Origin of the sequence: Citrobacter sp. wls710, from assembly GCF_005281115.1 — a bacterium.
Classification (GTDB): domain Bacteria; phylum Pseudomonadota; class Gammaproteobacteria; order Enterobacterales; family Enterobacteriaceae; genus Citrobacter; species Citrobacter werkmanii.
On the sequence record NZ_SZXD01000058.1, the window covers coordinates 83915 to 104695 of the forward strand.

Below are 20781 nucleotides of genomic sequence, written 5' to 3' on the forward strand. Positions count from 1 at the left end.
GCCTCATCAGAAAAGTGAAAACATCAGCGCGACGGGGAAGCTCATTGGCCAGGTCGCCCCGACTAATACCGCGCTGAGAAAGCGGATCCGCTTTTTATCGCGGGACAAAAACCAGGTGATGATTGCCGTGATAGCGGCCATCACTGCATAAAAGACCAACATTTTTTGGTACAGAGACATGTAAGCCATCCAGGCCAGAAGGTAAAATCGCGCGCAATATGCTCTTTTTCATGACTCACATCAAGTTTTATTAATTATTTTAAGAGAAACAGCGGTAAAACAACCCGTTTTCATTATGTTCAGATTTCGTACTATTGCGGATAGTTATAACCCGTACTATACCCATAGGGGTTAAAACGAAAGGTGGCACAAATGAATGTTTCCAGTAAAACTGTGGTGCTGATAAATATATTTGCTGCTGTAGGACTATTCAGTCTGATTTCCGCAAGGTTCGGCTGGTTTGCTTGATGTGAAACTTCTTGATTAATGGCAGCGTCCACTGGCAGAGAGGACTTCTCTCTGCCATTAGTCAATAATCTTCCCACCCTGCCTTCATCTGGTAAATTACCCTCAGGTTGTAATATCCCTAACCCTTCTGCGGCATTAATTACCTGTAAACCGGGCCGGTGTGGTGCCAGTGTGCTGACGGAAAAATGCGATAAAAGCACTGTCACTGACAAATTCCAGATGTTGCGCCGCGTGGCTAATATGACTCCCGTCCGCCAGCATTTCCATGGCCTTTAACAGTCTAAATTGCTGCCGCCAGTTCTGATAATTCATCCCGGTATCTCTGATAAAGATCCGGCTGATTGTCCTCTCACACGCCCCAACCTGTTGGGACAACTGATTCAGTCGCGGTGGTAACGCGCCCATACGCAATTGCTCAAGCCATATGTCCAGCCGTGGATCTGAGGGAAATTGTAATGTCCAGTTTTCACTGCGCGCGGCCCGCAATTCCTGACAAAAAACGGTGATGAGGCTGGCCTGTTGCACCGCAGGCATATCCCATGACCAAAAGGCCATGCGTTCTATGACTTCGAAAAAAAGAGAATTAACCTCGACGATTTGCATTGGCAGATTGGATAACGGCAGCGAGGTTGAAAAGTACAAAGAACGATAAGCCATTACGCCACGCATGATGGCGCGATGAACCGTACCAGCCGGGATCCAGACCGCTCGGCGTGGCGGCAGCTGGCACAGGGCCTGCTCCAGCTCAATCGTGATGCTCCCCGCAGCCGAAAAAAGGAGCTGATGACGAAGGTGGCTATGGCGTCCTGAATCGTGTACGCCCATATCGGCGGCAATCCCGATTACCGGGTTATCAAAGCTATCCGCATCGAAAATTTCATCGGGGGCAATTTTCATTATCTGTCCGATTTTTGATATTTAAAGTCCTGCTAATAGTAATAAGACACACCCCTTTCAGCAATAATGCCCGCCTGTTTTCGGTCTCTACGGATATTGCTATGAATATTCTTCGTCGCCCGCCGCTGTGGCTCCTTACTCTACTGATTATGTTCCCACAACTGGTGGAAACCATTTACAGCCCGGCATTGCCTGGCATAGCCAGCGCTTTTCACATCAGCAGTGAACGTGCGGCTCAAACACTCTCCGTTTACTTTGTTGCCTTCGCCGTCGGTGTGACGATATGGGGCTGGCTGAGCGACAGTATCGGGCGACGGCGGGCGATGCTGGCAGGACTTATCTGCTACAGCACAGGTTGCGCATTGGCCATTGTTGCCACCAATTTCAACGTGTTGCTACTGGCGCGGATGGTGTCAGCCATCGGAGCGGCTGCCGGGTCAGTCGTGGTACAGACCATGTTGAGGGACAGTTATGAATCAACCACGCTATCCCGCGTCTTTTCTGTGATGGGTGCCGCGCTGGCACTGAGTCCGGTTTTTGGCCTGCTAAGCGGAGGCTGGGTGGTAAGCTTCTATGGTCATGTTGGTGTATTCGTTGCCCTTGTTTTACTGGCGATATTACTGCTCATACTGACAGCAACCCTTTTGCCGGAAACAAGGCCGGAGAATACGGTCCGCCCACGGATGACGGTGCTCTTTCCCCGTATGGCGCGAGACAGTGAGCTGTGGAAAAATGCCATCCTGGTCGCGTTGTTAAATACCATGCTGTTTAGTTATTACAGCCTGGCGCCATTTCTTTTCGGGCAGTTGGGATGGAGTTCCAGAGCCTTTGGCTGGACAGGAGTGTTACTTGCGCTGGCTTCGCTGTCGGGGAGCCTGCTGAATCGGCGGCTGTTAACTACCGGTCTGACGCCGGAACAGTTGGTACGTCATGCTTGCGCGCTGGCCGTGTTGTCAGGTCTGGCGGCGTGGTGGCTACAGCATACTGCATGGATCCTGATACCGGTGTTTGGGGTGGTACTGGCCTATGGTATCGCCATTCCCAATGTATTGAGCCAGGCTCTGCGTCGATATCGTGAACAGGCCGGGGCCGCCGGTGCTTTGTTCGGGTTAAGCTATTACCTGTTACTGGGAATGATGCTGGGATTGGCTGGCATGGTGCAACAACTGGGGCTGGTGCTGAGCGTCTGTGCGCTACTAGCCTGGCTTTGCAGCTTGCGCCGCTAATAACCGGACGGTATACCTGAAAGCACAAAGCCCCGGCGTTAAACTGGGGCTTTGTCGTATCAATTAGCCTGACCTCGCGGATATTTCCAACTTACCGCCGTCCGATGGCGACGAGGCCAGTGGCGCGAATAGTATAGACACCCGTTTGCTGATTTTTAGCTATCCGTGCCGCATTAGATATTCACGCTTAAAATGTCACTCATGCTTGATCATGACATGGCGAACAATCGTGTAATCCTCCAGTCCGTACACCGACATATCTTTGCCATAACCAGACTGTTTTTGCCCGCCGTGCGGCATCTCGCTGACCAGCGTAAAATGGGTATTGACCCAGGTGCAACCATATTGCAGACGAGAGCTGAACCGATGCGCGCGTCCGACGTCCCGGGTCCAGACGGAAGATGCCAGTCCGTATTTCGAATCATTCGCCCACGCCAGTACCTGGTCTTCATCATCAAATACGGTCACGCTGACCACCGGACCAAAAACTTCCCGCTGCACGATGGCATCTTCTTGCTTCGCCCCGGCCAGCAGCGTTGGGGCAAAGTAGTAGCCTGCACCATCCACTTTTTTACCACCGGTGATAACCTTGATATGCCCCAGGGCTTTGGCCTCATCGACCGCTTTGGCCACGCGATCAAGATGTGCCTGCGAACTTACCGGTCCCAGCTCCGTCGATTCGTCGTTCGGCGCGCCAATTTTCAGGCTGGCAACCGCCGCGCCGAGTTTCTCAACCAACGCGTCATAAATGCCTTTCTGGGCATAGATTCGACAAGCGGCGGTACAGTCTTGTCCGGCGTTGTAATAACCAAAGGTTCGCACGCCGCTCACTACCGCATCCAGATCCGCATCATCAAAAATGATCACCGGGGCTTTGCCGCCCAGTTCCATATGTGTGCGCTTAATTGACGGCGCGGTGTGCTGAATAATGTGTTCGCCAGTGGCAATTGAGCCGGTTAGCGAAACCATGCGGACTTTTTCATGTCCGGTCAGCGGATCCCCCACCGTTTTACCGCGACCAAACAGCACGTTAACAACGCCTGCCGGATAAATATCTTTGGCAAACTCGGCCAGTTTAAGCGCCGTCAATGGGGTAATTTCCGACGGTTTAATCACCACGCAGTTCCCCGCCGCCAGCGCCGGAGCCAGTTTCCACGCCGCCATCATCAGCGGGTAGTTCCACGGCGCAATGGAGGCGACCACGCCCAGCGGATCCCGGCGAATCATTGACGTATGCCCTTCCAGATACTCTCCGGCGGCCTGGCCTTGCAGGGTGCGGGCTGCCCCGGCGAAGAAGCGGAAAACATCGACGATGGCCGGAATTTCATCGTTGAGCACACAGTGCAGCGGCTTACCGCAGTTGAGCGATTCCAGCTCAGCGAATGTTTGCGCGTTATCCGCGACAGCATCCGCCAGTTTCAGCAGTAACTCGGAACGCACTTTCGGTGTGGTTTGCCCCCAACTGGCAAATGCATGGTCGGCCGCACGGACCGCGGCATCAACCTGCATGGCTGAGGCCTCTGCAATCTCCAGAATCAGTTCACCAGTGGCAGGGTTATAGACCGGCTGCTTTTCACCTTCACCGTTGACCAGCTCGCCATTAATCAGTAATTGATGTTGCATAGCAATTTCCCATATCGTCGTTTATTTACCGTTTCCGGCGAGAGTGTCGCCTTCACGCGTTAGCCACCAGGCCCCTAAAATTGGCAGTGTAGTCACCAGCATTACCAGCAATGCCACAACGTTGGTGACAGGCACATCTCGTGGACGACCCAATTGATTGAGCAGCCACAAAGGAAGTGTTCTTTCATGTCCGGCAGTGAACGTTGTCACGATGATTTCATCAAATGACAAGGCAAACGCCAGCATCCCTCCTGCCAGCAGTGCCGATGCCAGGTTCGGCAGCACCACGTAACGAAAGGTTTGCCAGCCGTTGGCGCCAAGATCCATAGACGCTTCAACCAGACTCCATGAGGTACGGCGAAAACGCGCCACTACGTTGTTAAACACCACCACCACGCAAAACGTCGCATGCCCCACCACGATGGTGAGAAAACCCGGTTCCAGGTTGATGGTTTTAAACGCCGTCAACAGCGCCAGACCGGTGATGATCCCCGGTAACGCGATTGGCAACAGCAGCAACAGCGATATTGCACTCTTGCCAAAAAAGTCCCTACGCCACAGCGCGGCAGCGGCCAGCGTCCCCAGAACGAGAGCAATGGCCGTCGACAACGCAGCGATTTTAAGTGACAACGTCACTGATTCCAGAATATCGCTACGCTGTGCCGCAACGCTAAACCACTTCAGCGTTAACCCCTGCGGTGGAAAACTGAAAGCAGCCTCCTCAGTATTAAAAGCATAGGTGGCGATGATGAGGATGGGAAAGTGCAGGAAAATAACCCCGCCCCATGCCGCCAGTTTGAGTAACCAGGGTGCGCGTTCAGAGTGCATCGAAAGCTCCCAGACGCTTCACGAACGCCAGATACAGTGCGATTAACACAATCGGCACCAGAGTAAATGCCGCCGCCATCGGCATATTGCCGATCGCCCCTTGTTGCGAATACACCATGTTGCCGATGAAATACCCCGGCGGTCCCACCAGTTGCGGCACGATAAAGTCGCCCAACGTCAGAGAGAAGGTAAAGATCGATCCCGCCGCGATACCGGGTATTGCCAGCGGAAGGACCACATAGCGGAAGGTTTGACGAGGGCGTGCGCCCAAATCAGCGGAAGCCTGTAACAGTGACGGAGGAAGCCTCTCCAATGCGGCCTGTACCGGCAGGATCATAAACGGCAACCAGATGTAGACGAACACCAGAAAGCGCCCTAACCCTGAGGTCGACAACGTATTGCCGCCAACAGCAGGTAGCGTCAGGAACGAAAGCAGCAGCGGCTCCAGCCCAAGATGGGTTAAAAACCACTGCGCCACGCCGTCTTTCGCCAGCAGTAACGTCCACGCGTAGGCTTTAACAATGTAGCTGGCCCACATCGGCAGCATCACCGCAATGTAAAAAAAGGCTTTCATTTTGCCGCTGGTATAGCGCGCCATATACCACGCCATTGGAAACGCCAGAATCGCGCTGGCAATGGTGACCGCTATCGCCATCGTCAGGGTACGCAAAATGATGTCGTAGTTGGCGGGATTAAACAGCGCCTGCAGATTCGCCAGCGTCAGGTCCGGCGTAACCGACATGGTGAAATCGTCGAAGGTATAAAAACCTTGCCACAACAGCGTCAGCAGTGAGCCAAAGTAGACGATGCCAAACCACATCAGCGGCCCGAGAAGCAGTAAAAACAGCCCCAGCCCCGGATTACGCCAGAAGAAACCGGAGATCTTGTTCAGATTTGTCGGTTGCGATGGCGAAGGTAAGACGTTCATAGCCATTCACCTCTCCTCAACCAGCGGCACCATCACGTCGCGTGACCACGATGCCATCACCTGCTGACCCGGCGACAGCGTTGAGGGCAGCATTTCTCCCGTCAGGTTCGCCTGGCTAACCAGCAACTTTTCACCGCCGGCGAGTTTCAGTTCAAACCGTGTCGCCGCGCCCTGGTACTGCACCGCCTGGATAACGCCCGGAGCCTGGACTTCTCCCCCAATATCATTCAGACGAATGTGTTCCGGACGCAGGGAAAACATTCCCTGTAGCCCGCAAACGTTCGCTGACATCGTGGCATCAAAGACATTGGACGTCCCGACGAAACTTGCCACAAACGGCGTACGCGGTCGCATGTACAGTTCACGCGGCGAGTTCACCTGTTCGATGCGACCGTTATTAAACACCGCCACACGGTCAGACATCGACAGCGCTTCGCCCTGATCGTGAGTGACAAAAATGAAGGTGATACCGAGAGATTGCTGTAACTTCTTCAGCTCTAATTGCATCTGTTCGCGCAACTTAAGATCCAAAGCCCCGAGCGGCTCATCCAACAGCAGGACGCGTGGCTCATTAACCAAGGCCCTGGCAATCGCCACGCGCTGACGTTGTCCGCCGGAAAGCTGTGACGGTTTGCGCTCATGAACAAAACCGAGTGCGACCTTATCAAGCGCCTCACGGGCTTTGGCGTGACGCTGTTTTTTATCAATCCCTTTGACCATCAGCCCGTAAGCAACGTTGTCGAGGATCGACATATGTGGGAATAGCGCGTAATCCTGAAATACCGTATTGACGTCCCGCTCCCAGGGCGGCAATTCGCTGGCTTGTTTTCCAAAAATGGTGATTGCGCCGCCTGAAAGCTGCTCGAACCCGGCAATCAGGCGCAGACAGGTGGTCTTGCCGGAGCCGGATGGCCCCAGCATAGAAAAAAACTCCCCGTCGTTAATCGCAATACTCACTCCATCAACTGCACGAACATCCCCGTACAGACGCGAGACGTTATGAAACTCTACTGCGTACGTCATAAAACCCCCAGCGGAATTAACGACCGCCCATAATGGCGATGTAATCCTGCGTCCAGCGACTGTAAGGAACGAATTTGCCACCTTCCGCCATTGGCGTTTTCCAGAAGGCGATTTTGTCAAAGTAGCTATAGCCGTTGGTTTCACAGCCCTTTTCACCCAACAGCGGGCTGGCTTTACATCCTTCAGGCACCACTGGCAGAGAACCAAACCAGGCGGCTACGTCGCCCTGTACTTTCGGGGTTAATGACCAGTTCATCCATTTGTAAGCGCACACCGGGTGTTTCGCTGCACTATGCAGCATGGTGGTGTCAGCCCAACCGGTAACCCCTTCTTTTGGGAATACCGTGGCAACAGGCTGACCTTCTGCTTTCAGGGCGTTAGCCTGATAAGGCCAGGCGCTGGATGCCACCACGCCTTCGTTTTTGAAGTCACTCATTTGCACAGTGGTATCGTGCCAATAGCGATGGATTAGCGCATGCTGATCGCTCAGGACTTTTATAACCGCCTGATACTGCTGTTCGGTGAGTTGGTAGGGATCGGTGATGCCTAATTGCGGCTGGGTGGCTTTAACGAATAACGCGGCATCGGCGATATAGATCGGGCCATCGTAGGCCTGCACGCGTCCTTTATTGCTTTTTCCATCCTCAAGTTTTTGCTCAACAAACACCACGTTCCAGCTATCTGGCGGTGTTGGGAAAGTTTTGGTGTTATACATCAGCAAGTTTGGTCCCCACTGATACGGGGTGCCATATACTTTTCCGCCAACGTTAAACCACTCGCCTTTCACCACGCGTGGATCGATACTTTTCCAGTTTGGGATCAGCGCAGTGTTAATCGGCTGCACGCGTTTACCCATAATCAGACGCAGTGAAGCGTCACCGGACGCGGTCACCAGGTCGTAGCCGCCTTTTGCCATCAGGCTGACCATCTCATCAGATGTGGCCGCCGTTTTAACATTGACCGCGCAGCCGGTATCTTTCTCAAACTGCGAGACCCAGTCATATTGTTTATCGGTTTGTCCGCGCTCGATATAACCCGGCCAGGCAATAATATCCAGGCGGCCTTCCGGTTTATCTAATGATGTAGGGGGTTCGGCTGCCTGTGCAGTCATCAGCGTCATACTGAGCGCACACAGGCTACTGAGGGCAAATTGCTTGCTCATAACATCTTACTCCTGTCGAAAAAATATTGAGCGGCAGCCTTGCCGTAAATATATGTCCTTTCCTAAAAATAGTCGGGGTGTGCTAAGCGTTCCTGCTGGCGCAAGGAAATTTAATCAGGTTGTGAGCTAACGCTCATTACGCTACTGATTCTGACCGGGTGTTTTAATCTTCTGGAGTATAGACAAGGAGTTAGGCGTAGAGGTGGCAATAGTAAGAACTATTGATTTTTTGTATGGTAGCACCCGATATAAATAACATCAGGGTTCGGTATTCTCTATTTCGAAAATAAGAACGCACTATTCTTTTATATTGAATAGCGCGTTAGATTTTATTTCATCATTTCGCGAATTAATTTTCCAAGCTGTTTCACCGCCAGTTCCTCGCGTTCTCCCCAGTGCCATGCGGTATTAAAGCGAAAGAAACGTGTCCAGCTTCCCGAGGTTGAGAACATTTTCCCCGGCGCAATGCTGATGTGGTGCGCCAACGCTTGCGTACTGAGCTCTCCCGCATCCAGCGGTTCCGGCAGTTCGAGCCACAGAAAATAGCCGCTGTCGTTGTGGTGAATTTTGACCTCCGCCGGAAGATGGCGCAGTAGCGTTTGCCAGGCCTGCTGTTTGCGTTCTGCAAGTTGACGGCGTAAACGGCGCAGATGCGCGTCATAGCGTCGGGTTGACAAATAGTCCACGAGAGCAAGCTGCATGGGGGAACTGGTGGATAAGGTGCTCATTAGCTGGAGTCGCTGAATGCGCCGGGCATGTTTCCCTGCCGCCACCCAGCCAATACGAAATCCGGGCACCAGGCATTTTGAGAATGATGAACAATGCAGAACGCTATCGCTGCGATCCCAGGCTTTGGCGGGGAGCGGTTTTTCTCGACCAAAGTACAGTTCGCTATAAACATCATCTTCAATCAGCATCACATGATATTTCTCCAGTAATGCGACCAGATGCGCTTTTTTCTCTGCGCTGAGCGTAAACCCCAGCGGATTTTGGCTGTTGGTCATCAACCAACACGCTTTTACCGGATACTCCTGCAATGCCTGCTCGAGCGCGGTAAGATCGATCCCTTCTTTAACATCAGTGGCAACAGACAGCGCCTTCAGACGTAATCGCTCCAGTGCCTGCAATGCGCCATAAAAACAGGGGTTTTCGACAATTACCCAGTCACCCGGCTCGGTGACCGCCTGCAGGCTCAGGTTTAGGGCTTCTAGCGCACCGGTGGTGATCACAATTTCGTCAGGTGAAATAGTCATCCCCTGTTGGGCATAGCGGCGGGCGATGGCATGGCGCAGCTCTTGATTCCCCGGAGGCAAGTTTTCGATCACGCTCATCGCCGTGGCCGTTTTACTCACCTGCGCCAGCGAGCGGTTTAACTGCTGGAGGGGGAACAGACGCGGGTCAGGGAACGCAGAGGCAAATGGCATCACCGACGCATCCCGACTGGCCTGTAGCATATCAAAAATGTAGGTGTTGATATCCACCGCTTCGTCGCGCATCACCTGCGCTGGCGGCGCTGCCAGCTCGCGTTCGGGACGTGCGGCAACATAGTAACCCGACTGTGGCCGGGCAATAATCCGGCCCTGGCTTTCCAGCAACTGATAGGCATGGCCAACGGTCATAAAACTCATCCCGCTGCTGACCACCTGCTCACGCAAAGAAGGCAGACGATCGCCGGGTTGCCATACGCCAGACGCGATTTGCTCGCGAATTTGCTCTGCCAGTCGCTGGTACTTTTTCATGTTTCGTCCTGATTACCGGTGTTGGTGACAACCACTGTGTATATCAGTTTACATAATCAAGACATTTTTTATAACTGTTATGACCAAAATTTGATTAGATTTCATAACGGTTAGATTTTTTATGAAAGGTGCGCAGCGATCACTTTAAAGCTCAAACTCTGATTTCTCACTGAGCTTTTTCTCAAAGGCTGTTCGCAACTTATTGGTCACAGCATCAAAATCATTAAGTATTTCTGTATCATTAAAGCAGACCTGAGCGGTTCCATCGGTTAGCGTTTTGATAGCATCATTGATACTTTTAGAAGACAAATTAAAATACTTCCCTCTCTTTAGGGGATTTTGTGGGTTAAACGTTCCTTTAGCCAGTTGCCAGTAACGGAATAAATATTGCGTTAAGCACAAAGGCTCTCTGAATTTCTTGCTGATCGTTTCTCTCAGCAGTTTTTCTTCTACCTGCCATATCTCATTAAATGTGCTTTTCAAAAATGGCTGTGGAATATGTCGGCTGTAAAAGCCTTCAAAAAACTTCTCTTTTCTGTTAGAAAAATTTTTCAATAGTCGTCTTTTGTAACACATGTTGTAATATTTACTCTTATTCTCTCGCATTGTAACATGTTTACTAAAGTGGCTATTTAAGATGCTGACATTGAGAAAATCTGATGAACTCATGATAAGGTCATCTTTATTGGTTGGTGGATTTCTCTTTAAAATCAGAAAGTCATTAGGTTTACCGTGATCAAAGTAGAAGTTTTCGCTCAGCGGTGCCGTGATGAAAGTATCATCATTAAATAACACAAACTTATCACTCAAATCATTAATTTTGTGGATATTAAGTTCTATCGCATTTGAGTTGAAGGTAGGCAGATACTTACTTTCGATGAACTGCTCATGAAAAACGATATTTAATTTCTTATGATGAACATTAAGCCATGCAGGAATTTGTCCGCATGTAACTAAATGTATCTTCCTGACCCATGGTGCATATTTTTCAACACATCTGAACCAATAATTAAAGATACCCATATCCCTGAACCGTGCCGGATGTATAGCACCCTCATCGTGGTAACACGCGGCTTTATGTTGGGAAAAACTAGCCTGCCAGACTAAATCACTTGAGTCAACCCACAAAACGACAAAGTCGATTCCGCTCATTTTATTGTTCCAATGAATTATTTGCGGCGAATATAACAAAGTGCTAATTCACTTTTTGAACTAATCAAGGCATCAACATTGAAGGTCCCTGCTTTTGTGAAAACCATAGCAATAGTGCAACTGTTATGGTTAAAAAGAACTGTTCTGTTTCTGCCCTCTATTGCTTCCCAGGCTTAGAATTGCGCCAAATCAATTTTGCCTGCGGAGTTAAGCATGTTCGGTCTTGACGCGTTTCACCTGGCGAGGATCCAGTTCGCGTTTACGGTATCCTTCCACATTATCTTTCCGGCCATTACCATCGGGCTCGCCAGTTATCTGGCAGTGCTCGAAGGACTATGGTTAAAAACGAAAAATCCCACCTGGCGCTCGCTATATCATTTCTGGTCCAAAATATTCGCCGTAAACTTTGGTATGGGCGTGGTTTCCGGGCTGGTGATGGCCTATCAATTCGGCACCAACTGGAGCGGTTTTTCCGAGTTCGCCGGGAGTATCACCGGACCGCTACTGACCTATGAAGTGTTAACCGCCTTTTTCCTCGAAGCGGGTTTCCTTGGAGTAATGCTGTTCGGCTGGAATCGCGTGGGCCCTGGCCTGCACTTCTTCGCGACCTGTATGGTTGCACTGGGTACCATTATTTCTACCTTCTGGATCCTCGCCTCCAACAGCTGGATGCAGACGCCGCAAGGCTATGAAATCGTTAATGGGCAGGTTGTTCCCGTCGACTGGTTCGCCGTTATCTTCAATCCCTCATTCCCTTATCGTTTGCTGCATATGTCTGTAGCCGCCTTCCTCAGCAGCGCGTTATTTGTCGCGGCTTCTGCGGCGTGGCATTTGCTGCGCGGAAACAATACGCCAGCTATTCGCGCTATGTTTTCAATGGCGCTGTGGATGACATTAATCGTCGCCCCGTTACAGGCATTGATTGGTGATATGCACGGTTTGAATACGCTGAAACACCAGCCAGCAAAAATTGCGGCGATTGAAGGACATTGGGAAAATCCGCCCGGTGAACCTACTCCGCTATTGCTGTTCGGTTGGCCGGATATGGAACAGGAGCGTACCCGCTATGGACTGGAGATCCCGGCGCTGGGCAGTCTGATCCTGACCCACAGCCTGGATAAACAAGTCCCGGCCCTAAAAGAGTTTCCTAAAGAAGATCGACCCAACTCAACCATGGTGTTCTGGTCGTTTCGCATTATGGCAGGGCTAGGCATGCTGATGATCCTGCTGGGCGCGATCGCCCTGCGGCTACGTTACAAGCAGCGGCTATACACCTCACATCCTTTCCTGCGTTTTGCATTATGGATGGGTCCCTCCGGTCTGATTGCCATACTGGCTGGCTGGGTAACCACTGAAGTTGGCCGTCAACCGTGGGTGGTCTACGGTCTGCAACGTACCGCAGATGCAGTATCCGCGCATGGCGATCTACATATGAGCATCAGCTTGCTGTCATTCTTTGTGGTGTACAGCTCAGTGTTTGGCGTCGGTTACAGCTACATGATTCGCCTGATCCGTAAAGGGCCTCAGGAAGATGATCCGTCAACGCCGCCATCCGGCACGCCTGCACGACCGCTTTCTGCTGCAGTTCTTGATTCTCAACCGGAGGCTCACCGCTAATGGGTATCGATTTATCAGTTATCTGGTTTGTCATTATCGTGTTCGCCACGTTGATGTACATCGTGATGGATGGTTTCGATCTCGGTATCGGCATTTTGTTTCCTGCAATTCAGGATGCTGATGACCGTGATGTGATGGTGAATAGCGTCGCCCCCGTATGGGACGGCAACGAAACGTGGCTGGTACTGGGCGGGGCCGGATTATTCGGCGCTTTCCCCCTGGCCTATGCAGTGATTGTCGATGCGCTGACGATCCCGCTAACCCTGATGCTGCTCGGCCTGATTTTTCGCGGCGTCGCTTTTGAGTTTCGCTTTAATGCCACGCCAGCACATCGACCATTCTGGGATAAAGCTTTTCTCGGCGGCTCAATTCTGGCGACATTCACTCAGGGCATCGTGGTAGGTGCCGTGCTTAACGGATTCTCTGTCACCGGACGCAGCTACAGCGGTGGTCCTTTCGACTGGCTGACCCCGTTCACGCTGTTCTGTGGTGTTGGGCTGGTCGTGGCCTACGCCCTGTTGGGAGCAACATGGCTGGTGATGAAAAGCGAAAATCCGTTGCAGGATAAAATGCGCCGCGTGGCCAAAAAACTGTTGCTGGCGATGCTGGTTGTTATCGCCATCATCAGCCTGTGGACGCCGCTGGCGCACAGTGCGATTGCCGAGCGCTGGTTTAGCCTGCCCAACCTGTGGTTCCTGATGCCGGTTCCGCTGCTGGTGCTGTTGATCAGTATGTGGCTGTGGCGCTCACTGGACCAACAACACAGCCATGCACTACCGTTTGTTTTGACGCTGGGATTGATCTTCCTTGGGTTCAGCGGTCTGGGGATCAGCATATGGCCGCATATTATTCCGCCGTCCATTACGCTCTGGCAGGCAGCAGCGCCAGCGCAAAGCCAAGGCTTTATGTTGGTTGGCGCCCTACTGATTATCCCGATAATCCTGGTATATACCTCCTGGAGCTACTACGTTTTCCGCGGCAAAGTTCAACATGGTGAGGGGTATCATTGATGCAACAATCAATCTGGAAACGCCTGATGTGGCTAGTGATCCTCTGGGGTGGCAGCGTGCTGGCCCTGGCCGCCGTCGGTATGTTCTTTCGTTTACTGATGACGGCTGCTGGCTTTAAGTCCTGAGACTCTCCCTGAAAACAACCGGGCAGCGCGATGCTTCCCGGTTGTAACAAATCCCAACGTTAACCAAACAAAAATGCAAAAAACATCTCACTGGCAAAACAGAGATTGCCATTTCACCGATTAAAATATTGAATAGTCACTAGGTGAAATTATCGCCACTTCCGTTGCTAACGTACCAGAGGGTGCAAGATGTTTAAGAAAGGATTAACGGTGTTATTGCTGGCCAGCGCGCTTTTTTCAGGTCAACTTCTCGCAACCAATCAGGGGCATGAATATCTTCAGGTGCAGAATGCCGATCACGTATTACGGCACACCGCCGACAGCGATGAGCTGCGCGTGACGGCGGAAGAATCCGCCGCCGATCTTCGCGAACATCATTACTGGCAAAAATCACGCAAACCCGATACTCACCAGGGTTAAGGTTTGCGCTTCGGCAATGTTTTCATCAGATCTTCAGGACTGACGGAAGCGACGATGCTGCCCGGCAACGGCATCTTCAGAATGTGATGTTTCATCTTGCCGATTACATGCATTTCGCACGGTCGGCAATCAAATTTCAGCGTCAGAACTTCATCGCCGTTTACCAGTTGCATCGGTGTGGCTTTCCAGCTCTTGATGTTTCCTTTCGCCTGTTTCGGGCACAGGTTAAACGCAAAACGCAGGCAATGTTTGGTGATCATCACCGGCACATCGCCCTTTTCTTCGTGCGCTTCATAGGCCGCGTCAATCAACTGAACGCCATAACGGTGATAAAACTCACGCGCTTTATGGTTGTAGACGTTTGCCAGGAAGCTCAGATGAGTTTGTGGATACACCGGCGCAGGCTGTGAAACCGGTTTGCGACTGCCGCGCTGATAGTTTTGCAAACGCGCCGCATCCAGCATATCGACAGCTTCACGTCGCAGTTGATTGAGTTGACCGTTTGGCACAAACAGCGCCCCCGGCAGATTAACCTGAATATCGCGGGCGTAATAAAGCGTTTGTCCAAGTTTGGCCAGACCATCCTGCAGATTGCTCAACGCTTTTTCTGCATTGTTCGCTTCGTCAAAGTGACCGTCCAGCGTATGAGTAACGCTCACCCCCTCTTCACTGGTGAGTGTCAGGATCAACTGCTCCTGCCAGCCACCCAGCTCAATATCAACCGCGATACGACGTTCGCTGGAGGTTTTGGTTAACGCCTGCTGCCAGTTATGATCGAGATTACGGTTCAGCGGATGATGCGGACGCACTTTGTGCAAATCGGCTGGCATTTCATTCGGCCACACCCGATATCGATTGTGCCCCGTTTTTTCAACGGTATTGGCACGGAAACCAACCACCTCACGCTTGATTAACACGTTCAGACCATCGCCGTTCGCCAGCGGCTCGGTGACCTCAACATCCAGATGATCTTTCGCGACCTTCAGGACTTCACCAACCGGCAGACCAATGAATTTTGGCGAGTCAAACGCGCCGATATCGCCCTTACGCGCATTGACAAAATAATCGGTGCTACCGCGATGGAAGGTTTTTTCCGTGGAGGGGGTAAAGAAATGTTCGGTGCGTCCGGCTGATGAACGGGCCAGGTCGCCGCGCTCTTCAATGATGGCGTCGAGCATCTGACGATAATGCGCGGTAATATTCTTCACATAGCTCATGTCCTTATAGCGCCCTTCAATTTTGAAGGAACGCACGCCTGCATCAATCAACGCGCCGAGGTTGGCGGTCTGATCGTTATCTTTCATCGATAGCAGGTGTTTTTCATAGGACACCACGCGCCCCTGATCGTCTTTCAGGGTATACGGCAAACGGCAAGCCTGGGAACAGTCGCCGCGGTTAGCGCTACGCCCGGTTTGCGCATGTGAAATATAACACTGACCTGAATAGGCAACGCACAACGCACCGTGAATGAAAAATTCAATGGTCGCGTCCGTGGCCTGGTGGATGGCGTTAATCTGCTCAAGGCTCAGTTCCCGCGCCAGGACAATCTGGGTGAATCCGACATCAGACAGAAACTTCGCCTTCTCGACGCTGCGAATATCACACTGCGTGCTGGCATGCAGCTCAATGGGGGGAATATCCAGCTCCAGAATCCCCATATCCTGCACAATCAGAGCATCAACACCGGTCTGGTACAGATCGGTAATTAATCGCTGTGCGGGCTCCAGTTCATCATCGTGCAAAATCGTATTCAGCGTCACAAAGATTTTCGCCCCGAAGCGATGAGCGAATGGCACCAGTTCGGCGATATCTTTCAGGCTGTTGCTGGCGTTATGACGCGCGCCAAATCCCGGTCCGCCAATGTAAACGGCGTCTGCACCGTGTAAAATGGCTTCGCGCGCAATGGCGGTATCCCGGGCCGGGCTTAACAATTCAAGGTGATGAGGTTGCTGGCGCATACAGTTGTTACCATCCACAAGCGGTAAAAATGGCGGCTATTGTAGTCACAAGCGCGGCATTTCGGAATAGTTTTCCCGATCAACTGCGCGGGTAATGGATCAGCGAATGAAAGTGAACCGTTTGTTCACCGCTGTTACGGTAACTATGGGCCGTATCACCGGCAAAACGGACACCTTCACCGGCTTTAATGGTACGCCATAGACCATCAATGCACATATCCAGTAGACCACTAATCACCACTACATGCTCTATAACACCGCTTTCGTGTGGCGTGGATTCACTGAGCGCGCCGGGTGCCAGCAGTATCGAAAAGTGATCGAAACACAACTGAGGATCCCACGGGAACAGCGGCGTGACGACCATCGCCTGGTGTTGGGGATCAAAAGTCGAGGAACCCTCTGAATCAGGTGGTGAAATAAACGTCGAAAATGGGACATTCAGCCCGGTGGCGATTTTCCACAAGGTCGCCACTGTAGGGCTGGATTCATTGCGCTCAATCTGCCCCAGCATCGCTTTTGACACGCCGGTTTCCTCCGCCAGACGCGAGAGACTCCATTCCCGCTGGTGGCGTAGCGTTCTGAGCGTCGTCGCCAGATAGTGAGTTAAGTTATCCATATTTCTCCTCCTTCGCCCTTCCTTATCAAGGCTACAGCTTAGCACTTGTACGCTATAACGCACAGTGCTACAGTAACTGACCGTTATAACGCACACGGAGTTGCTATGCGCACATTTTCAATCCCTTTGCCTACCGTGCTATCAGGTTTTGTCGCGGTGCTGGTCGGTTACGCCAGCTCGGCAGCCATTATCTGGCAAGCGGCGCTGGCCGCAGGTGCGACGACTGGGCAAATTGCGGGTTGGATGACCGCGCTGGGAATAGCGATGGGCGTTAGCACGCTGGCGCTGACATTATGGTATCGCGCCCCTGTTCTCACTGCATGGTCAACACCCGGCGCCGCACTGCTGGTTACGGGCCTGCAAGGAGTAACGATTCAGGATGCGATCGGTATTTTTATCGTGGCTAACGCCTTAATTGTGCTGTGCGGCGTAACCGGACTCTTTGCCCGACTGATGAAAATAATCCCTCACTCGCTGGCGTCAGCAATGCTGGCCGGGATCCTGCTACGCTTTGGCCTGCAGGCGTTCAATAGCCTTAACAGTGAGCTTATCTTGTGCGGTAGCATGCTGGTGGCATGGTTAGCGTTTAAAGTCATTGCCTCACGGTATGCGACGATCGCCGCGATGCTGGTAGGTATAATCATCGCGCTGATAAAAGGTGACATTGTCACTAATGAGGTAAGTTTATCTCCAGTGTTACCCGAGTTTATTGCCCCGCATTTTTCATTTGCCCACAGCATTAGCATCGCACTGCCGCTGTTTCTGGTCACCATGGCCTCGCAAAATGCTCCCGGTATCGCCACCATGAAGGCGTCAGGTTATGCGTTACCCGTTTCACCGTTGATTGTCTTTACCGGTCTGCTGGCGCTGCTGTTTTCCCCTTTTGGTGTCTATTCCATTTGCATTGCCGCTATAACCGCGGCAATTTGCCAAAGTCCCGAAGCGCATCCTGATGCCAAACGACGTTGGCTAGCCGCGGCGGCGGCGGGTGTCTTCTATCTTCTGGCTGGGGGGTTTGGCGGTTCGGTCACCGGGCTGATGGCAGCCTTGCCCGTAAGCTGGATCCAAATGCTGGCGGGTTTGGCGTTGCTTGGCACGATTAGCGGCAGCTTGTACCAGGCATTGCATCATGAAGCCGAGCGTGATGCGGCTATCATTACTTTTCTGGTCACTGCCAGTGGCCTGACGCTATGGGGAGTTGGGTCTGCATTTTGGGGGCTGATCGCCGGAGGTATGTGTTACGCGGTGTTTACTTTATTTCGCCGTACGTAACTGCGTTGGCGTTTTACCCGTCACCTGCTTAAACCGGTTGCTGAAATGGCTCGCCGAACTGAACCCGCAAGCCATCGCAATATCCGACAAACTGCGGGAAGAATGACAGACCAGATGCTGGGCTAATACCATACGTCGTTGCATAACGTACTGATGCGGCGCCATATTCATTGACTGGCGAAACATTCTGGCAAAGTGGAATTCACTCAGCGCCGCCTCGCTTGCCAAATCGCTCAGGGTGATGGGGTACGCCAGATGCGCTTCTATGTAGGCCAGCACGTTGCGCAATGTGGCAGGCGCAAGTCCCCCGGTGACAGCGGGCAACTGCCATTGGACGTTGCTGTAATGCTGAATCAGATGCGTGAGCAGTAGCGAAGACGCGGCGCTGAGCGTGAGATGATTGGCCGGTTGTTGCCAGTCATTCCCGAGTAAAAACTGACGATAAACCGCTGTTATCCCCGGATCGCTACCAAACGTATGCTCATCCAGCGTGAAGCTATAAGGGCTTTTGTCCCAGACTTTTTCCCCCACTTCGCGCAAATGGCCGTCTGTACAATAGAGATGCACAAAGGAAAGATCGTCGCGGATATCCCAACTGGATTCGCTCTCTTTCGGCATCAGGCAAAAACGGTCCGGCCCACCGCCATTCTTCCAGCCGCCGGCCGTCTTGTGGTAACTCTCGTAGCCATCGGCGACATATAAGCTGAGGGTATGGTGATCACAATACTGGGTAATGGTATCACGCTTATTTGACCAGGCCGCCAGTTGGATCCCTGAATGTAACGCAACCGACTCGTGCAGCACGGCATTGTGTTTGCGTAAATTTTCAAAGGCACCGTAGGGCTGAGACATACCATCACATTCAAAATAAGTTAGCAGGCTTTCAGTCTATATCAGCTACATATTGTTAACAGCTTCCTTTTCACATTTGCGCGAAAAAAAGCGCAAGATTTTGCAAGTCCACCGCAATCGGATGAAAGCCCCCTGCTACCCAACGTGACACAGTGTGCGCCTGAAGACCAAAAAGAGAGAGTTGTATGAACGCACTATTGTACTGCCTGGTGGTAGTGATTTGGGGAACGACATGGATTGCCATTTATCTGCAGCAAGGGCCGGTTTCAGCGCCGGTATCTATCTTTTGGCGCTTTGCCGTTGCCAGCTCGGTAATGATAATAATCCTGTTGGTTAGCGGTAAATTACGCAAACTATCTGGTCGTGACCATCTGTTTTGTCTGTTACAAGGCGGATGCGTTTTTTGCTTTAACTTTTGGTGTTTTTATACGGCTGCGGCGTGGATTAACACGGGCCTTGAATCGGTGATTTTCTCGATGGCCGTCCTGTTCAATGCGGTCAATAGCTTTCTGTTTTTCGGCCAAAAACCGCCGATGCGCTTTTATATTGCCGCCGGTCTCGGTCTGACCGGCATTGTCACCCTGTTCTGGCAGGACTTGCTCAACAGTGGGTTCAACCATTCACTTCTGCTGGGCATCGGCTTAAGCGCTCTGGGAACCTTTGGTTTTTCATTGGGCAACATGATAAGTCTGCGCCACCAGAAAAAAGGGCTGGAAGTATTGACCACCAATAGCTGGGCCATGTTGTACGGCACGTTGCTGATCGCCGCTATTGCGCTAATGCGTGGCGATGACTTCACTCCGCAGTGGACTTTCAGCTATCTTAGCGCACTGCTGTACCTGGCTATTTTTGGTTCGGTGATTGCCTTTGGCGCCTATTTCACACTGGTCGGTCGTATTGGTCCCAGTAAGGCCGCATACAGTACGCTGCTTTTTCCTCTGGTCGCACTGACGCTGTCAACATTGTATGAAGGGTATATCTGGCAGGTAAATGCGATTGTGGGATTAGTATTGATTTTGCTGGGGAATCTGGTGATGTTTGCCCGACCAGAAGCGCTGATGGGTAAACTCGTATATCGTCGCCGGGCGGCATAAAAAAACGCACCATCCTTAGATGGTGCGTTCATCATTATTATTGTGTTTTTTTGTTCACGTCAAACATGGAAGCATCAGTCGCCATGTCATCAACAACTTTCTTCAACGTTTCGAACGCCATCGGCGTGCTTTCGTTGTTCAGATCTTTACCTTCACCCTTACGTACAACCTTAACAACCGGTTTATTGGTCGCCGCATCAATCAACTCACCCTCGAAGTAGAGGTTGGTATCCATGGTACGGTGACCCGTTGCCATTTGCGTTCCCGCAACCAGCAGCGCAACCGGGATCACTTCGTAGAACTGCAGCCCTTCTTTACTGGTCGCTACACCGGTAATTGCCCCGCGGAAAATCAGGCTACGTGGCCCAGGGGTAGTCACCAGGGGTTTACGTTTACTGATTGCGGATTTCAACTGTGTATTGGTGTAGGTCAGTAGTTGATCAAGAACCTTCTGCCCTACCTGCGTAGTAGGTTTAGGAACCGGATAATACGTTACCGGGTTATATACAATGTTGTCATATTTGGATTCGTTGTAGTTCGGGTCAACCCAACGGAGTACCGTTTGTCCGGTTGCCGATTTTGTTTCCTTCAGATCAGAGTAATTTTTTAAAAACCCAGAATATTTATCCGGTTCGGTTACTTTTGACGCACAGCCGGATAATGCCAACAAGCCAGTAAGCACTGCAACTTTAAATAAAGTATGAGTACGCATGAAACGATCCCTTTAGTTTTCGCAATGATGCCTAAAAAGAATAGCAAAACAGATTCATT

Annotated in this window: 21 protein-coding genes; 8 read left to right on the plus strand and 13 right to left on the minus strand. The window is 51.6% G+C overall.

What is annotated here, in order from left to right:
• Window positions 1-6 precede the first annotated feature (6 nt).
• Window positions 7-180: a GhoT/OrtT family toxin gene (locus FDX14_RS21910; RefSeq protein WP_016153148.1), complete on the minus strand. Its 174-nt coding sequence runs from the start codon at window positions 178-180 to the stop codon at window positions 7-9.
• Window positions 181-372: 192 nt separating this feature from the next.
• Here FDX14_RS21910 and yncL point away from each other — a divergent pair, with 192 nt between their 5' ends.
• Window positions 373-468 (plus strand): stress response membrane protein YncL, encoded by a 96-nt coding sequence (yncL, locus tag FDX14_RS21915; RefSeq protein ID WP_071524268.1) that lies wholly within the window; start codon window positions 373-375, stop codon window positions 466-468.
• A gap of 135 nt (window positions 469-603) precedes the next feature.
• On the opposite strand, the gene FDX14_RS21920 is transcribed toward yncL, so the two are convergent.
• A complete protein-coding gene (locus FDX14_RS21920) occupies window positions 604-1365 on the minus strand; it encodes an AraC family transcriptional regulator (protein ID WP_137350241.1) in 762 nt (253 codons plus the stop codon).
• A gap of 101 nt (window positions 1366-1466) precedes the next feature.
• Here FDX14_RS21920 and FDX14_RS21925 point away from each other — a divergent pair, with 101 nt between their 5' ends.
• Window positions 1467-2591 carry a multidrug effflux MFS transporter gene (locus FDX14_RS21925; RefSeq protein ID WP_137350242.1) on the plus strand — a complete coding sequence of 375 codons (1125 nt, stop codon included), beginning with the start codon at window positions 1467-1469 and terminating at the stop codon, window positions 2589-2591.
• Window positions 2592-2786: 195 nt separating this feature from the next.
• Here the strand turns inward: FDX14_RS21925 and patD are convergent, their stop codons facing one another.
• The 7 genes from patD to FDX14_RS21965 form a co-directional block, all read right to left on the minus strand.
• Entirely contained in the window at window positions 2787-4214 is a 1428-nt protein-coding gene (patD, locus tag FDX14_RS21930) for an aminobutyraldehyde dehydrogenase (protein WP_061381300.1), read from the minus strand.
• A gap of 21 nt (window positions 4215-4235) precedes the next feature.
• Window positions 4236-5042 carry an ABC transporter permease gene (locus tag FDX14_RS21935; protein ID WP_003020204.1) on the minus strand — a complete coding sequence of 269 codons (807 nt, stop codon included), beginning with the start codon at window positions 5040-5042 and terminating at the stop codon, window positions 4236-4238.
• A complete protein-coding gene (locus FDX14_RS21940; RefSeq protein WP_061381299.1) occupies window positions 5032-5976 on the minus strand; it encodes an ABC transporter permease in 945 nt (314 codons plus the stop codon). The genes FDX14_RS21935 and FDX14_RS21940 overlap by 11 nt, the downstream gene beginning before the upstream one ends.
• Window positions 5977-6993 carry an ABC transporter ATP-binding protein gene (locus FDX14_RS21945; RefSeq protein ID WP_137350243.1) on the minus strand — a complete coding sequence of 339 codons (1017 nt, stop codon included), beginning with the start codon at window positions 6991-6993 and terminating at the stop codon, window positions 5977-5979.
• Between the two features lie 16 nt (window positions 6994-7009).
• Complete coding sequence (gene ydcS / locus FDX14_RS21950; protein WP_042308274.1) at window positions 7010-8155, minus strand: putative ABC transporter substrate-binding protein YdcS; 1146 nt, start codon at window positions 8153-8155, stop codon at window positions 7010-7012.
• A 329-nt stretch (window positions 8156-8484) separates the two neighbouring features.
• Window positions 8485-9894: an aminotransferase-like domain-containing protein gene (locus FDX14_RS21955; RefSeq protein ID WP_042308272.1), complete on the minus strand. Its 1410-nt coding sequence runs from the start codon at window positions 9892-9894 to the stop codon at window positions 8485-8487.
• A 144-nt stretch (window positions 9895-10038) separates the two neighbouring features.
• On the minus strand, window positions 10039-11046 hold the full coding sequence (locus tag FDX14_RS21965) for a stealth family protein (RefSeq protein WP_137350244.1): 1008 nt from the start codon (window positions 11044-11046) through the stop codon (window positions 10039-10041).
• Window positions 11047-11259: 213 nt separating this feature from the next.
• On the opposite strand from FDX14_RS21965, the gene FDX14_RS21970 reads away from it, so the two are divergent.
• The 4 genes from FDX14_RS21970 (at window position 11260) to FDX14_RS21985 (ending at window position 14218) form a co-directional block, all read left to right on the plus strand.
• Window positions 11260-12663 (plus strand): cytochrome ubiquinol oxidase subunit I, encoded by a 1404-nt coding sequence (locus tag FDX14_RS21970; RefSeq protein ID WP_137350245.1) that lies wholly within the window; start codon window positions 11260-11262, stop codon window positions 12661-12663.
• Window positions 12663-13673, plus strand: coding sequence for a cytochrome d ubiquinol oxidase subunit II (cydB, locus tag FDX14_RS21975; RefSeq protein WP_061381297.1), 1011 nt, complete (start codon window positions 12663-12665; stop codon window positions 13671-13673). Before FDX14_RS21970 ends, cydB begins: the two co-directional genes overlap by 1 nt.
• A complete protein-coding gene (locus tag FDX14_RS21980; protein WP_064507023.1) occupies window positions 13673-13798 on the plus strand; it encodes a DUF2474 domain-containing protein in 126 nt (41 codons plus the stop codon). Before cydB ends, FDX14_RS21980 begins: the two co-directional genes overlap by 1 nt.
• Before the next feature lie 189 nt (window positions 13799-13987).
• Window positions 13988-14218 (plus strand): DUF2554 family protein, encoded by a 231-nt coding sequence (locus FDX14_RS21985; RefSeq protein ID WP_042308265.1) that lies wholly within the window; start codon window positions 13988-13990, stop codon window positions 14216-14218.
• Here FDX14_RS21985 and FDX14_RS21990 read toward each other — a convergent pair.
• Window positions 14215-16176: a peptidase U32 family protein gene (locus tag FDX14_RS21990; protein ID WP_042308264.1), complete on the minus strand. Its 1962-nt coding sequence runs from the start codon at window positions 16174-16176 to the stop codon at window positions 14215-14217. The genes FDX14_RS21985 and FDX14_RS21990 overlap by 4 nt on opposite strands.
• A 79-nt stretch (window positions 16177-16255) precedes the next feature.
• Window positions 16256-16792 (minus strand): helix-turn-helix domain-containing protein, encoded by a 537-nt coding sequence (locus FDX14_RS21995; RefSeq protein WP_137350246.1) that lies wholly within the window; start codon window positions 16790-16792, stop codon window positions 16256-16258.
• 105 nt (window positions 16793-16897) lie between these two features.
• Here FDX14_RS21995 and FDX14_RS22000 point away from each other — a divergent pair, with 105 nt between their 5' ends.
• Window positions 16898-18064 carry a benzoate/H(+) symporter BenE family transporter gene (locus FDX14_RS22000; RefSeq protein WP_137350247.1) on the plus strand — a complete coding sequence of 389 codons (1167 nt, stop codon included), beginning with the start codon at window positions 16898-16900 and terminating at the stop codon, window positions 18062-18064.
• Here the strand turns inward: FDX14_RS22000 and FDX14_RS22005 are convergent.
• Window positions 18047-18916, minus strand: a complete 870-nt coding sequence (locus FDX14_RS22005) for an AraC family transcriptional regulator (protein WP_137350248.1) — start codon at window positions 18914-18916, stop codon at window positions 18047-18049. The two genes, FDX14_RS22000 and FDX14_RS22005, sit on opposite strands and share 18 nt — an antisense overlap.
• A 185-nt stretch (window positions 18917-19101) precedes the next feature.
• Here FDX14_RS22005 and FDX14_RS22010 point away from each other — a divergent pair, with 185 nt between their 5' ends.
• Window positions 19102-20010: a DMT family transporter gene (locus FDX14_RS22010; protein ID WP_137350249.1), complete on the plus strand. Its 909-nt coding sequence runs from the start codon at window positions 19102-19104 to the stop codon at window positions 20008-20010.
• 37 nt (window positions 20011-20047) lie between these two features.
• Here the strand turns inward: FDX14_RS22010 and FDX14_RS22015 are convergent, their stop codons facing one another.
• Window positions 20048-20722, minus strand: a complete 675-nt coding sequence (locus tag FDX14_RS22015; RefSeq protein WP_038640757.1) for a DUF3313 domain-containing protein — start codon at window positions 20720-20722, stop codon at window positions 20048-20050.
• Window positions 20723-20781: the final 59 nt, after the last annotated feature.